At 43.1% G+C, this 14,281-nt stretch carries 14 protein-coding genes; 2 read left to right on the top strand and 12 right to left on the bottom strand.

Features of this window, described 5'->3' with window-relative positions; genetic code table 11:
- Positions 1-16: 16 nt before the first annotated feature.
- Positions 17-2,683, top strand: a complete 2,667-nt coding sequence (locus Q0V21_RS08830) for a discoidin domain-containing protein (RefSeq protein ID WP_301878496.1) — start codon at positions 17-19, stop codon at positions 2,681-2,683.
- A gap of 921 nt (positions 2,684-3,604) precedes the next feature.
- On the opposite strand, the gene Q0V21_RS08825 is transcribed toward Q0V21_RS08830, so the two are convergent.
- Together Q0V21_RS08825 and Q0V21_RS08820 are read right to left on the bottom strand one after the other, a co-directional pair.
- Complete coding sequence (locus Q0V21_RS08825; protein WP_024631923.1) at positions 3,605-4,576, bottom strand: aldo/keto reductase; 972 nt, start codon at positions 4,574-4,576, stop codon at positions 3,605-3,607.
- Between the two features lie 93 nt (positions 4,577-4,669).
- Positions 4,670-5,422: an SDR family oxidoreductase gene (locus Q0V21_RS08820; RefSeq protein ID WP_024631922.1), complete on the bottom strand. Its 753-nt coding sequence runs from the start codon at positions 5,420-5,422 to the stop codon at positions 4,670-4,672.
- A 172-nt stretch (positions 5,423-5,594) separates the two neighbouring features.
- Here Q0V21_RS08820 and Q0V21_RS08815 point away from each other — a divergent pair, with 172 nt between their 5' ends.
- Positions 5,595-6,059 carry a MarR family winged helix-turn-helix transcriptional regulator gene (locus Q0V21_RS08815; protein ID WP_293017173.1) on the top strand — a complete coding sequence of 155 codons (465 nt, stop codon included), beginning with the start codon at positions 5,595-5,597 and terminating at the stop codon, positions 6,057-6,059.
- Between the two features lie 813 nt (positions 6,060-6,872).
- On the opposite strand, the gene Q0V21_RS08810 is transcribed toward Q0V21_RS08815, so the two are convergent.
- The 10 genes from Q0V21_RS08810 to Q0V21_RS08765 form a co-directional block, all read right to left on the bottom strand.
- Positions 6,873-7,100 carry a hypothetical protein gene (locus Q0V21_RS08810; protein WP_079344709.1) on the bottom strand — a complete coding sequence of 76 codons (228 nt, stop codon included), beginning with the start codon at positions 7,098-7,100 and terminating at the stop codon, positions 6,873-6,875.
- Between the two features lie 34 nt (positions 7,101-7,134).
- Positions 7,135-7,458, bottom strand: coding sequence for a hypothetical protein (locus tag Q0V21_RS08805; protein ID WP_301878495.1), 324 nt, complete (start codon positions 7,456-7,458; stop codon positions 7,135-7,137).
- 206 nt (positions 7,459-7,664) lie between these two features.
- Positions 7,665-8,333, bottom strand: a complete 669-nt coding sequence (locus Q0V21_RS08800) for an NAD(P)H-binding protein (RefSeq protein WP_301878494.1) — start codon at positions 8,331-8,333, stop codon at positions 7,665-7,667.
- Between the two features lie 22 nt (positions 8,334-8,355).
- A complete protein-coding gene (locus Q0V21_RS08795) occupies positions 8,356-9,312 on the bottom strand; it encodes an IS30 family transposase (RefSeq protein WP_079351073.1) in 957 nt (318 codons plus the stop codon).
- 102 nt (positions 9,313-9,414) lie between these two features.
- Entirely contained in the window at positions 9,415-9,636 is a 222-nt protein-coding gene (locus Q0V21_RS08790; RefSeq protein ID WP_301878493.1) for an SDR family oxidoreductase, read from the bottom strand.
- 225 nt (positions 9,637-9,861) lie between these two features.
- Entirely contained in the window at positions 9,862-10,470 is a 609-nt protein-coding gene (locus tag Q0V21_RS08785; protein ID WP_079344715.1) for an NADPH-dependent F420 reductase, read from the bottom strand.
- Positions 10,471-10,764: 294 nt separating this feature from the next.
- Positions 10,765-11,109, bottom strand: a complete 345-nt coding sequence (locus Q0V21_RS08780) for a putative quinol monooxygenase (protein ID WP_301878492.1) — start codon at positions 11,107-11,109, stop codon at positions 10,765-10,767.
- Positions 11,110-11,269: 160 nt separating this feature from the next.
- Complete coding sequence (locus Q0V21_RS08775) at positions 11,270-11,617, bottom strand: winged helix-turn-helix transcriptional regulator (protein WP_192267534.1); 348 nt, start codon at positions 11,615-11,617, stop codon at positions 11,270-11,272.
- 832 nt (positions 11,618-12,449) lie between these two features.
- Entirely contained in the window at positions 12,450-13,229 is a 780-nt protein-coding gene (locus Q0V21_RS08770; RefSeq protein ID WP_301878491.1) for a prolyl oligopeptidase family serine peptidase, read from the bottom strand.
- A 462-nt stretch (positions 13,230-13,691) separates the two neighbouring features.
- Positions 13,692-14,102, bottom strand: a complete 411-nt coding sequence (locus Q0V21_RS08765; RefSeq protein ID WP_483312368.1) for a three component ABC system middle component — start codon at positions 14,100-14,102, stop codon at positions 13,692-13,694.
- Positions 14,103-14,281 lie beyond the last annotated feature (179 nt).

The following is a 14,281-nucleotide window of genomic DNA, read 5'->3' as shown; positions in this document are numbered from 1 at the left end:
GGAGGAGAACGAAAGCATGCGGAAAAAATGGCCTTTGTTAGGGTTGGCATTTACGTTGGCTGTTGGATTGCCTGTACCTGGAACCCATGAAGTTCGAGCATCAGAGGGTGACTCACAGCTGTCTATTGAACGTGCGAGTGAGAACCTGTCTCTAGGGACGGATGGCAGAAGCAGACTCTACCCAATTGATTGGTATCCAGGATTTAAAGATGAACAAGGAAGATTTCTGCATGACTTTTCGTATGCCGGTTATCGACGTGGGGAAGAAGACCTGCCTAAAACGGCCAAGAACAAACGTATCGACGTTACCAATTCACCTTATTTTGCCGATCCTTCAGGGGGCCGTGATGCAACCCAGGCGATTCAAAAAGCAATTGATGCTGCGGTTGCGTTGGGTGGGGGTGTCGTGTATCTTCCCAAAGGTACATATCAGGTTAATCCTCAGGCCGGCAAGGATTATTCACTAACCATTCCTGCAAGTCGGGTAGTCCTGAAAGGTGACGGGATGAACAAGACTCATATCTATAATGCACAGCAAAATATGAAAAACAAGGATATTATCCGGATCGGTAACGGGGATTGGAAAAAAACGGGGATCTCTACGAAACTTCGCAAGTCCGTTACCGATCCAACCGTCCTGCTGCCCGTTGAGGATACGAGCGGGTTTGCGGTGAATGATTACGTGGTCATTTCATTCGAAACAACGCCTGGGTTCTTACGTGAGCTGGGCATGCAAAACAAATGGTCTTCACGTCTCGGTAAAGTAGAACCGTTATTCTATCGCCAAATCGTGGAGGTAGATCCGGAGAATAATACGATTACGCTAGACATTCCGACGCGTTATCCAATGAAGCTGCGCGATGACATTACGATTAGTCAAACGGCTGATCCGATTGTCGAGGTTGGTTTGGAGGATTTCTCAATCGCAAACATTCAGAATTCGAAACCTGGACTTGGTGAGGATGACTTCAAAGTCGTTGGAACTGCTGGATACGAGGCTGATAATGCTAAAGCGATCAATGTGATCGCAGTGGCGAACAGCTGGATTCGTAATATTAACACGTATAAGCCAGCTGGCAATGCAGATTATCATCTATTGTCCAAGGGAATTATTCTGGACCGTACGAAGAACGTCACAGTGGATCATGTAACCATGCAGTACCCGCAGTATCGTGGAGCGAATGGAAACGGTTATTTATATCAATTTATAGGCAATGATAATCTCATCAAGAACAGTAAGGCGATCGGAGCTAGACATAGCTTCACATATGCCAACTTCTCTGCGAACGGGAATGTGCTGCAAGGGTCGTATTCCGAGAATCCTTCATTAATGACCGACTTCCATATGTACATGAGCATGGCGAACCTGATCGACAACCTAGTAGTCAACGGAGACGGGATCTCTGCCATTACGCGGGATTATGGATCCTCCGAAACGAATCGTCATGGAGTCGTTACCACGGAAAGTGTGTTCTGGAATACGACCGGACAGGCGGCACATCGCAGTAAATCCGGCGTTATTGTAGAATCAGAACAATTCGGGAATGGTTATGTCATTGGAACAAAAGGAAAGGACACCGGCGTGAACGTCAACATTGTTGGTTCCATTCCGGATGCGAATACGCAGCCATTTGATATGGCGGAAGGCATTGGAGAAGGAGATCGTTTATCTCCGCAGAGTTTATATCAGGATCAGAGCAAGAAGCGAATCAAAGATATTCAGCTGGGGCTCCAATCCCTGTTGGTGAATGGCGAAGCTATAGCGGGTATGCAGTTCTTAAGAACGGATTACGTTCACACTTTACCTTATGGCACAACGGAAACACCGTTCATCTCTGCGAAACCATTTGCGAAGGATGCCAAGGTTAAAATTAAACAACCGCAAGGGACCAATGGAACTGGAGAGATCACTGTATCGTATCGGGGGCATACCCAGAACGTGCGAGTGAATTTTAAGGTAGCGGATACACCGGTACTTCCAGAGAATATCTCCATAAGTCCGAATAAAGCGCTTCCAGGATGGAGAGTTGCAGGCAATGCGATCAGTGCAGGCGCGAGCGGGGAATTATCCTCATTTCTAACATTAGATAATGGTGAGATCGTGAACATTACGGAATTGAACGTTCCTGTCACGTATACGTCGAGTGATGAGACGATCGGATATACGGACGGAACTACCTTCCATGCGGTAAAAGCGGGAATTGTCGACGTCATTGTGAGCTGCGTCTTTAATGGAGTAACGGTCGAGGCACGAGAGAAATTTGAAGTCAAAGAGCCCATGGCCGAACCGGAAGGACCATTTGCTGCTGTAACCAAGGTTACGGCAAGTGCAGATGATGGCAATCTGCCGATCCATACGATCGACCGTGATCCTGACTCCAGATGGTCTGCAGATGGAAAGGGACAATACTTGCAGTTGGAGCTTGAGCAACAGACTCAAGTAGGGCAGGTAAGCATCCAATTCTATAATGGTCATACGCGATCCAATTATTTCGATTTGGAAGTTTCATTGGATGGTATTAATTACCAAAAGGTATTAAATAACGTGGCCAGTCAAAAACAGGCTGCCTATGAAACATTTGAATTTGAACCGATTCAGGCAAAATTCATTCGTTATGTCGGGCAAGGAAACGAATCCAATACCTGGAACAGTATTATAGAGTTTTGGGTGCACGGGAATTAAGTTGATGTAGCATAAATTAAAAGATTCGGTATCAAATATAATATGTGCTCATTTTAAAGTTGGATTGGGTGCATATTATATTTGAGATAACTGAATTGTTTGGTAACAGAAACATACAGGATCACATATTTATCCATACGAAATTAAAAATATCTCGGGGGTTATAAAAACATTAAGCCACATTTATCCATGTGAACAGAGTTTGAATAGGCGTGAAAATCATTCATGATCTTAAAATTTGATTACTGTTTCACAAAACTCGTATTTTGTACATATGTAACCAATACAAACAAAACCCGTTTTCTCCTTTTATTAACTCACTATAATTCCTCCTCTAATCGATCATATACTCTTACTTACTATGCATTTAGTATTTTTAGTTGTTATCCTTTCCGGGATCCTCCAGAATCAAAAAAGTTCCATATCACTTAAAGGCGAAAATCCATAACCTCAGTTAGTTGTGGATCTTCAGTATAAAACAGTGAGAGCTATTAACCCCCTATCCAACAATAAAGGCATATAAGTAACATAGGTCATTTCTCTATTTGTTGTATATCAGCAGGTACCTTTCCTCGGTTCCAATTAAATAAAGAGTTAGCGGAGTATCTCAAAAAAGTGTATTGAGTTGGTCAAATTTACCTTTCTCTCGGAAATAATATAACCCAAACCTGTGTGGTCAGTTATGAAGTCTTCAATTCGGGGTAATAACAGCGTAGCTGACACCACCCGCAAACACATGGATAAAAATGTTAGAACCCTCCGCATCTGGAGAGTTCTTTTTATGAGTGATAAATGTACCAATTGCAGTCTGTTTGTTAAACTAACGTTTCTCGTTAGACCCGCCCCTCTCATGAACAACTATATAAGAGGGCGAACACCGTAGAAGCGTTCGCCCAAAGATGTTGTGTATTTGTGTCCAATTTATACTAATGTATGCGGTATATAAAGTTCTTCTAGACTCGTAATTTCTTCGGGTGTCAATTTAACCGACAACGCCGAAACCGCGTCTTCGAGATGACTGATCTTAGTTGAGCCGATAATTGGAGCTGTAACCTCTTCCTTTTGCAGCAACCATGCAAGTGCAATTTGTGCACGTGGAATTCCACGGTCAGCGGCAACTTCCGCAACTCTTTCCGCAACTTTACGATCAGCCTCTTCCGTTTTAACAAACAATCCCTTTGCTACCTGGTCATTCTCGGATCGCGAGGTCTGCTCATTCCAATCCCGGGTTAACCGGCCTGCAGCCAAAGGTAGGTAAGGGGTGACACCAACTCCCTCATCTTTGCAAAGGGGGAGCATTTCTCTTTCTTCTTCCCTATAAAGTAAGTTAAGTCTATTTTCCATGGAAACGAACCGTGTCCAACCATTTCTCTCCGCGACATGCTGAGCTTTCGCAAACTGCCATGCCAACATGGAGGATGCTCCGATGTATCTTACCTTGCCCGCCTTAACTAAATTGTGGAGAGTCTCCATTGTCTCTTCAATCGGCGTATTAGGATCCCAACGATGGATCTGGTACAGATCAACGTAATCCGTTCCGAGTCGTCTTAGACTGTTATCCATTTCGGTCATGATGGTCTTCCGGGAAAGCCCCATAGCATTCGGACCTTTGCGCATCGGAACAAAGACCTTAGTCGCAATGACGACTTCGTCACGACGAGCGAAGTCCTTTAATGCACGTCCGAGAATTTCTTCACTTGTTCCGTCGGAATACATATTTGCGGTACTGAAGAAGTTGATGCCCAATTCTAGTGCTTTTTTAATGATCGGTCTGCTTTGCTCTTCATTCAACGACCATGGGGCATTGCCGCGTTCAGGTACCCCAAAGCCCATGGTTCCAAGGCTTAACCGCGAAACATCCAAGCCGCTGCGGCCAAGTTTTACATATTCCATTTGTTAACACACTCCTTATGTATATTTGGAAGGTATCCACACCTTCAGGTTGTCTATACATCTCTCAATGTTGATCCAGTGCTAGAGACTACTTCACCATGGGAGCTCGCGTCTCTCATTTGAGAACGTACCCGTCGGACCGTTCTCTCCAATCAGCGCAAGGCGTACGGGATGACAAGCAGCTTGCTGGACAGTGCCCGTTCCCTCGAAGTTGTTGAGATCCGTCGCGGTAAAACCCGGGCATACCGCATTGACCTTAATGCCTGTCGACATGAGTTCAATGGCAAAGGCGAGCGTAATCGCATTGAGAGCCGTCTTTGACGGGGCGTAAACAGCGCCAAACATTTCGCGATGCGAATTGGTAGGGTCCGCGTTCAACGTCAACGAGCCAGAGCCGCTTGATACGTTAACGATACGTGCCGCCGGCGCTTCACGCAGGAGCGGCAGCATCGCTTGCGTGACGGCAATCACGCCGAACACATTCGTCTCGAACACCGCGCGTACTTCGTCGAGAGAAGCGACGCTTGGTCGACCCGATTTTCCAACCTCCTCGAGCGGCCTGCCCGGCTGACCGGCGTGTGATATTCCCGCATTGTTGACGAGCACGTCGAGACGGCCGAGTTCGCTGCGAATACGCGCTGCAGCGGCGGAGATGGAATCCTGATTCGTGACATCGAGCTGGATGGCGCGGACATCGGCTTCGACGCTCTTCGCAGCCGTCTCCCCTTTCTCGAGATTGCGCGATCCGATGAGCACGGTAAAGCCGTGCGTTGCAAGATCCTTCGCGATTTGCAAACCGATTCCTTTATTGGCCCCGGTGACCAAGGCGACGGGGTTTTCCTGCATAGTAATAAACTCCCTTTCTTGAATTGACTGTGAGATCTTTGTAATACAACCCAAAGTTGATATGTCAATCTTAGTTCGACCTCACCGTTTGGTTGACGTATCAACCTAAACGCATTGTAGCACCTTGAGGTTGATGCGTCAACCGTGTTATTATGTATTTATGGATATGAATATGAACGAACTAAACGAAGTCGAAATGCGAATATGGAATATGTGGAAAGGCTCTTTTAAACAAATCTTCGGTCGCGTTGTAAAAGAAATGTCTGAATACACAGGACTATCCGAGGGTGATTTTGGAGTATTAGACCGGTTAGTCCAATTCGGGAATGGTAAGCTTCGCCAACAGGAATTAGCTGAATCGATGGGCTGGGATAAGAGCCGACTATCACATCATCTAACTCGGATGGAAAAACGCGGACTTGTTCTGAGGAAACCACTAGACACAGATCGCGGTGTTCAAGTCATCATTACTTCCGCCGGAAAGTCAGCCTTGGATGATGCCCTTCCCATAGTCTCAAAGGCAATACGCAAGCATTTTCTAGATCTATTAACCGATCAAGACATTGATTCGATTACTAAACTAGCGGAAAGAACAAAAAAAAATGCCTCATTATCTTGTAAGGACCCGTCCCCTTAATCGCTGTTTTGATGTTAAGCACAAGGTATAAAAGTACTGCAATTGACAAGGATCTGTCCCCTTCCGCCAACATAGCGGAGGGGCATTTGCTTTCTGCCAGCAAGAGCCCCTATAGTCCCCTCAATCGTTCTGTGGACCGAAACGCGCTGCAGCCTATTTCTACCGACTTTCCCGACGAACGCGGTCCTCCCCAAGTCCATGCCGGCAAAGGGCCTTTCCAAATGAACGATCTACGACGAGTCGGCAACAAGTATGGCATTTTATTTAACATGGCGACGGCCATCAAGCATCCGGAGGGAATCATTAGAGATGTCCTGTACCCAGTTTCTTTGACCAAATCTTTCAGTGTTTGTTCGTTTACAACCCCTAATCCGAAATGACATATTGTTCTTGTCCTTTTCGGCAATGGTACAATGTTCTTGTCCTCAGCTTGGGACAAGAACGTGGTTCCTTAAAACAAAAAAGCCGCTATAATAGCGACTTTGAATGGAACAATGTTTTGTCCCGCGACAACTCAGATATAATTTTTAAATCGGCATTGATACCTTGCTCTCAATCTTTTCAGGAATGGAACTGTCTGTGTGCCTTCAGAAAGCGAGTTGTCCTTTTTTTCTCGCCGCATAATTTCTGCCATGAGATACCCCGCCAAACCTCAATGGTAATGTCCGGTTGCCTCGAAGATAACGACAGGTTCCACACCACTTTCCTCTTTCAGTATGCTAAGCACTTCCCCTAGCCGCTCGAAACCAAACCTCCCTCATTCGATTTACCGGCATTCCCACCTGGTTTCCAAACCCATAGCTTCGCTTGTGATTACGAGGTCATAGCCTCAACCAGCTCAAACATGGTCGTTGGACGGTAGTGGGAGAACAATTTTTTGTACGGGTTCTTTGTCCCTAAGCCGCCCTCGTTCTCCCGGTTACCACCATCGTAAAACACCCATAAAAATAGGCCAACCAGAAAATCTCTGGCTGACCCTAATAATACGAAAGCTGCTATAATAGCGACTTTGAATGGAACAATATTCTTGTCCCGAGACATTCATTCAATATTCTTCTTCTTCAAAATATTCACATCATAAAATCCAAGTAACGAGAATTTTTAATGGAGTCTCGACTAAAGATATTGCCTGAAGTGCAGGTTTTCCATCGACTGTTAAATTTACGATAGCAACCCGGTCATGGCCATAAACTTCTCTCGTAAAAGATCCGATGTATGATCCAACTGAGCCTGCATCATTTTTATATACTTTTACTGGAAAATAGGCGCTTACATCTACTTTTCTTGATTTACGTGTTTCATGTTTATTGTTTTGTATAAAGTTCCATGCGTGATCTGTATGAACATCTCTAAACCATTCAAAATGCAGATCCATTCCTGAATTGTTTTGAATAGTCAAATGCCTTCTCGAACCAAAGACTTGTAACTCTGATCAATACATCGCCTTTGGCGAGCTTGTAGTCAAAAGTCGTGAACTTCACATCAAGAACCTCTTGAGGATCACAGAAGCGATTCTGATGGTACTTTGCCTTTGCGGCTCATAGTATGTCTTCCTTGTAAATAACTCTAAACTTTTCATAGAGTAAGTTAATATCATGCCAGCTTTCAATCTTCAATTTTAGAAAACGGCGATTTGATTTTAAAGAATTCTTTATACGTCATTGGTTTTCGGCCAATCAGACGTTCAAGATCCCCAGACGTCTCCGAGAATTCTCCAGTGTTGATTCCACGCACCCAACCTAATAAGAAATCAGTCATAAGAACAGGCAAGCCATTCGCTACCATAGTGTCTATATATTCTTTTTCGCTAATTGCCTCATAAGGGATATTCATCTCATTAATCTCCGAGAGGGCTTCAGCGATGTCTGCAAAAGAGCTTCCCTCGCTGCCACTTAAAGTATATGACTTATTTTCGTGCCCGTTTTGAGTAAGAACGGCTACGTTGGCTGCCGCCAAATCGTCCAGAGATGCAGCGGCTACTTTACCGGAACCAGCTGGTACTCGTACGCCGACTTTAAGCGCATCTCCGAAATACGAATGCATGACTTCAAGATACGGAGGATTCCGCAGAATGGTATAGTCTAATCCGGATGCTTTAAGCGTTTGTTCAGCAAATAAGTCTGACATCGATACTTCGGGCACAATAAGATTTGAATTTTCTCTTCGTATGATCGACGTGAAAATCACTTGTTTCACACCAGCCTGTTTTGCAGCTGCGATCACATTGAAATGTTGCGTATTGCGGTCGGTAAATGCTTGCGCGGAAATAAGCATTACTTTTTCAACAGACAGATTGTCAAACCAAGTGCGACAGTTCCTCTGTGAAAGATTCGTGAGCGGTTCTCCAACCCAAGCATTTTCGTGGTCTGTGGTTAATTAGATCTAGTGAACCGGCGAGATCCTCATCCTCGACTTTAGCGAGATCAGTGCCTTTCGGGAAAAACTCTCGAAGTAAGCCATTCGCATTTTCATTGGAACCGCGTTGCCAAGACGAGTATGGATCAGCAAAATAAACGTGCAGATCATAGCTTTTTTCCAGATTGGTATAGCATGCAAACTCCTTTCCTCGGTCCGCCGTGGCTGTGAGGAAAGTGCCTGTGGGGTACTGTGAAATGGCTACACCAAGCGCAATTTCCATGGACAAAGCGGTGCGATCAGGCATAAGAATGGCGGTATATAGACGGGTTTTGCGTTCAATGAGCGTGGCTACGCATCCTTTACTTTTCCCACGACCCGAAACGACGGTATCCAGTTCCCAGTGTCCAAACGTTTCCCGGGAACGAACCTCTTTAGGACGATCTGAAATCGATCTGCCAATCGCGAATTTACCGCGAGTTTCTGCAGGTTTCTGACGCTTCCCTTTGTGCCGAAGGACCTGTAACGTGCCTCGAACCAGACGCCCAGCGTAGAGCCATCGATAGATGGTTTTAAAGGAAACCGACGGCAGGCCTTGGATACGGAAACGTTCCGTGATTTGCTCTGGAGACCACGTTGCCTGCAGTTTTTCCTCTAAGGAAATCGCTATGGCTTCGGACCATTTACCCGGTGAGATCGAAGCTTGACGACGCTCCTCATAAGCGCTCTGAGCCTGTTCTGCGTGATACGGTTGCGATGAAGTAGCACGATCCAATTCACGACAAATCGTCGAAGGATGTCTTCCTAATTCTTTTGCGATGGCTCTTGAACTTTGACCTTGCCGATGGAGGATTTCTAGCTTGCTGCGCTCAACTATGCTAAGATGTGTGTAGCTCATGGTGGATTCTCCTTGTGTGAATGTGGTGTAGGAACCTTCATTCTACACGAATCCGGCCATGGGCCATTTTTTATTTATTTCCAGCGGGTGTCGCACTTCATATTACAATCCGTCAACACCATTAAAAGCCCGCAGAAGTGAGTCATAATCAAAATAGTCGCCCTTGTGAGCTTCTATACCTTCTTTAACAAACTTTTTCAATTTTTCGGATTCCGGATCACGTACCAATACAGCGACCTGATTTGACGGAACCTTTTTAAGAAGAAGCTCTAGTGTCCTGCTGCCGAGATTACCTGTTGCTCCAGTAATAAGTATTTTACCCATATGAATAACCCCTTTTGTACTTTTATTAATGCTGTAATCTTATAACTAGAAACCAATCACGACTTCCGGATCGTTCACCTGTTTTATGACCATATGATTGACTGAAAGTCCTTAACGTTAGGCGGTGCATGAATATGAAGTTGGTAAATGTCCACAAATAACGAAACATTCCAACCAATAAGATTTGGTTCACACATCTGCTGGCACTTGCAACCTAGAATAGCGTTATCGTACACTGTATCGCTCCAACAGATTTAAATTCAATCCAGCAAGAGGACCTCCTATTTGCTGCAGCAGACCGCCCTGGCTTAAGGAGCCAAGATCAATACAGGCAAAACCAATGTTCTCCCAAATTTCTTGCAAGACTTGTTTGGTTTGGATGTCGTCACCGGACATGAATAGGACAGTCTTCGGCTTCTCTTCCGTGTAATTCTTAATCCATTCCATCGGTACACTGTTAAAAGCTTTGATTACCCGAGCACCCGGAGCATATTGCGCTACGATTTCACTCGAATTCTTTCCTGATAATTCACCGACTAAAGGTTCCATATTTTCAAAGCGGTTAGTCGCATCAATAAGAACACGGCCTGTCCAGTCAGGAACCATGGACAAAGCAGTAGGCATTTGCGGCCACATTACGCTCAAAATTACAAAGTCCTGCTCAGCTGCTTCTATAGGTGTTCCAGCTTTTGCGCCAGTACCGAGCGAGCTTACTAGGTCTGAGAGCGTTTCGGGACCACGGCTATTACTGAGCATAACTTCATGACCGTGAAGCAAGAGATGCCTCGCCAGCGTTTGAGCAACTATTCCAGCACCAATAAAGCCAAATTTCATTAGGCACCTCCATGAAATTATATTTGTTTAACATTCTCATCTTATTCTTCAATGAAGGTAAGTTGACCATAATGTAACAATATAAGTTGCATTATGGTCAAAAAAAAGGTTATCATATCGTCCACATCATCTTTTATCGTGAAGCTAGCGAGAACATCTATCTTCCATTGATTAAGTTTGGCAGTAGATCGAGTGACTGTTGTTTCACGGTGAAATATTCAGAGATTATTTGTAAAATTCGAATTTGGAGGCTACAGAATGGATTGCAAGTGATAATCCTTACCTTTAAAAAACTTACCGTCTTACATTCGTCAGTGTACTTCCCCATTCACCGACTGGTTCAAGCCAGCTTACGATTCTATCATCAATAAGGTTGGTAAGTGCACCTTCATACTCAGCACGATAAGGTTTATTAAGTTCGTGTTCAATCCAACTTTCTCTTGTTCCCTGCCAGATCTCATAGATGACAAGATCATCAGAATGATCAAGATCATCGGAGACGATCGCATTGACAAAGGTAGGTTCACTCTTGAAGTTGCTAATCATTGCAAATAGACTTTCACGGAAAGCTTCTTTCTTACCAGGCTTAATTTTAAAACGTATATTGAGAATTATTTGACTGTTGTTTGTTGACATCATTAGAACACTCCTCTTATTAATTTTTTTATTTTCTTCATGGTCACAAGTCTCATTATGTACTATGTATCACTTTTAAAATAGTACGTACTTTTTGGTTATATAGTAACCAAAAAGTGATAATTGTGATGAAGTAAAGAATAATTTGATTTTTTAAATTACTCTATTCTACATTTAATCTCCGATATTCATCCTTGTTCCATGTTTTCTCTGCGTAATCCTGCCCCCAATCACAAAGAGCTCGCAAAGTGGGTTCAAGTGACATACCCATTTCTGATATTGCATATTCCACTTTTGGTGGTACCTGATTGAACATTTTTCTTATAATCAAATTATTACTCTCCAACTCCCGCAACGACTGTACTAACATTTTCTGAGAAATTGATGGTATGAGCCTTTTCAATTCACCGGTCCGTTTAGGACCTTTTATTAAGTAATACAGAATAAGAGGTCTCCACTTTCCGCCAATGACATCTAAGGTTATTTCCAGATCACAATAAAAAGTTTTCAATTGAGAAACACCATCCCTTATTTAATTTCCATTATTATAGTACATGTGTTGATTAAATCCACCTCCCTTGCCCTATATTCTGTCAGTTTTAATCAATGCTATTACATGATCTGTTTAAATCAGATATTCTTTAAGACGATTGAACTAACGGGAAATGATTGCTCAAAATGCCTGAGTTATTTATCCTTTTTCAAAATTCAAATGCGAACAAAAAGAGCTGAACGTGAACCTTAACTAGGAATGGATAAATCCATGCCCGTTGGCTTTATGAAACAAGGTGAAATACCGATTAGATATACGCCTAATCGGTAATAGGAACATGTTCTTGTCCCTCAACAATGACAGGATCAGCACTAAGTACGATATCGGTATATGTTTTCATTCCTCGAGCCAAAAGACACATCCAGCATCCTCTCCACTTCTTTGCTAAAGTGCTTTTATGAGTTTGTTTTATCTAATTCAAATGAGATCACAGTTTTAATCGAAGTACTTCCGATCATTGAAGCTGGTTTCTTTGACTATAAAACAGCATTCAGTGTTTCTGTCACCCATAAGAGACACAACACTTCTACTCAGATCTGAAATGCGAAAACTGTCCTGTATAATGCTGCTTATTGAGGTTTTAATTACATTTCTTCTCATTTAGATACACATCTAATCGGTAATCGGACTATGTTCTTGTCCATTCCGGCAATCGGTACAAGTTCTTGTCCTTGGCTCGGGACACGAACTTGTACCGATAAAATAAAAAAGCCGCTAAAATAGCGACTTCAATGGGACCATGTTCTTGTCCCTCGACAATTATACTGAGGTGGGTTGTGTTTACACTTTATTAATATTCCTTTTTTAAGTACTTTATAAAAAATTGTTTTACGATCTGCATCGTTTGCGGCTGAACAAAACCAAGATGCCCTACTCCTCTAATTCTGTACATTGTCGCATCCACATTCGCTTGCCGTAAAGCTTTAAAGAATTCGACGCTTTGCTCATAAGGAACGACATCATCTTCATCTCCATGCATAATCAGAATTGGGGGAGCATCCGGATGGATATGTTCAATAGGACTTACATTTCTGGATTTGTCCTTAAGCTCTTGAATTGGTCCGCCAATAAGTTTGGATTCGGGGGAATGTGGTGAATCATGATCAAATACAGATGGATATTGGCTCATCGTTAGAAATTCCGTTGGTCCGAACCAGTCCACTACAGCTTGAACCCGGTCAGACACATCAGAATATTCTCTCTCTCCTTTAAAATTTGTATTGTTTTCCGTTAGTCCTAACAGCAATCCCAGATGAGCACCGGAAGAATCCCCCCATACACCAACTCTTTCAGAGTCTATATTATAAAGAGATGCATTAGCCTTTAGAAAACGTACCGCTGCCTTTACATCCTGTATTTGAGCTGGGAAAATAGCGCTGCCGCTTCCTCTGTATTGCACGGTTGCGACGACAAAGCCTGATTTGACCACATCAGTAAGTTGCGGTACAAATGCAAAAATATTTTGCTCAGACCATCCCCATCCACACCCTTGAAGATAGATAATTAAAGGATACGTCTCTTTGTTTCCTTCTCTGTGGAATAGCGCATCATTGGGCTCACGATACAGCATTAAATTCAGTTTTAAAGACGTACTAATAGCGACTTCAATGGGAATATGTTCTTGTTCCTCGACACGGGATGACTACTTTGTCATGAACATCAAACTCAACATCTATGAGACTCTTCAGTTCATCCTCATTAATACTCTTTTCAGGTATCTCAGGTATCTCTCCGCTTCATGAGAAATAGTAATCGTCTGAAATCGTACCATCATCAGAGATGCTTTTTCTGCATATTGTAAATGTTTTATCATTTATACAGAAATTGATTCCATACCACTCTACGTTCTCATTAATAATTTTCTCAGGGATGCGGGGATCGCTACCAAATAGACAATACTCAATAATTCCCCAAATTACCGTTTTACCCGTGATGCTACCGCCAGTTATCACATTTACTTTGTTAGGTTTGAATCTGAGTCTGCGAGTATTTCCATTTTTCATCCATAGTGATATTTCGTTAAAGTGAAATTTCATATATGCACCCTCAATTGTAAATATAAGTTTTCTGCGCTCATATCCAGCATACGTGAGATTTTTTTTGATGCTTTTACGACATCATGTGCCCGCTTTCCTAGACCTCTATTGTTAAAATTAAACGAATCGTTAACATATTCGATAATTCCTGCGTCATTCTCTAGCACCCTGATTTCATTGAGCAATACAATAGAGTTTATGGAAATTGGCAGGAGAGAAAGGTAGCGTTCGGTAAAGTTGGTAAGGAGATTCTCTTTTTTTGCTATTAATTGTTCAATACTGCGGACAATTGAGTTTTCACGCTTCAATAAGATTAGTGTTTCTTTGTGGGCCATGAGCGGCAAAATAAGTAGTGCCTTCGAATAAGATAGCTTTTTTGAATGCTTGAGCACCGATGCAATGGCCACTATTCCGAATGCCTCATTGTTAAACATATATTTAGAGTTAGGTACCGGATCAGTTGAGTTAAGTTGGTCGAGGGTTTTTAGACTTTCATAGGCATCCCGGTAGCACTTTGTTAAGCGCTTTACGTAACCGTAACTCGTAAGGATCAATTAATTGGCTGTCCATTATTATTCACCTCCGT

The organism is Paenibacillus sp. 11B (assembly GCF_030487755.1).
Lineage (GTDB): Bacteria > Bacillota > Bacilli > Paenibacillales > Paenibacillaceae > Paenibacillus > Paenibacillus vandeheii.
Note: the sequence above shows the minus strand (reverse complement) of the source record. Positions and strands in the feature narration are given on the sequence as shown.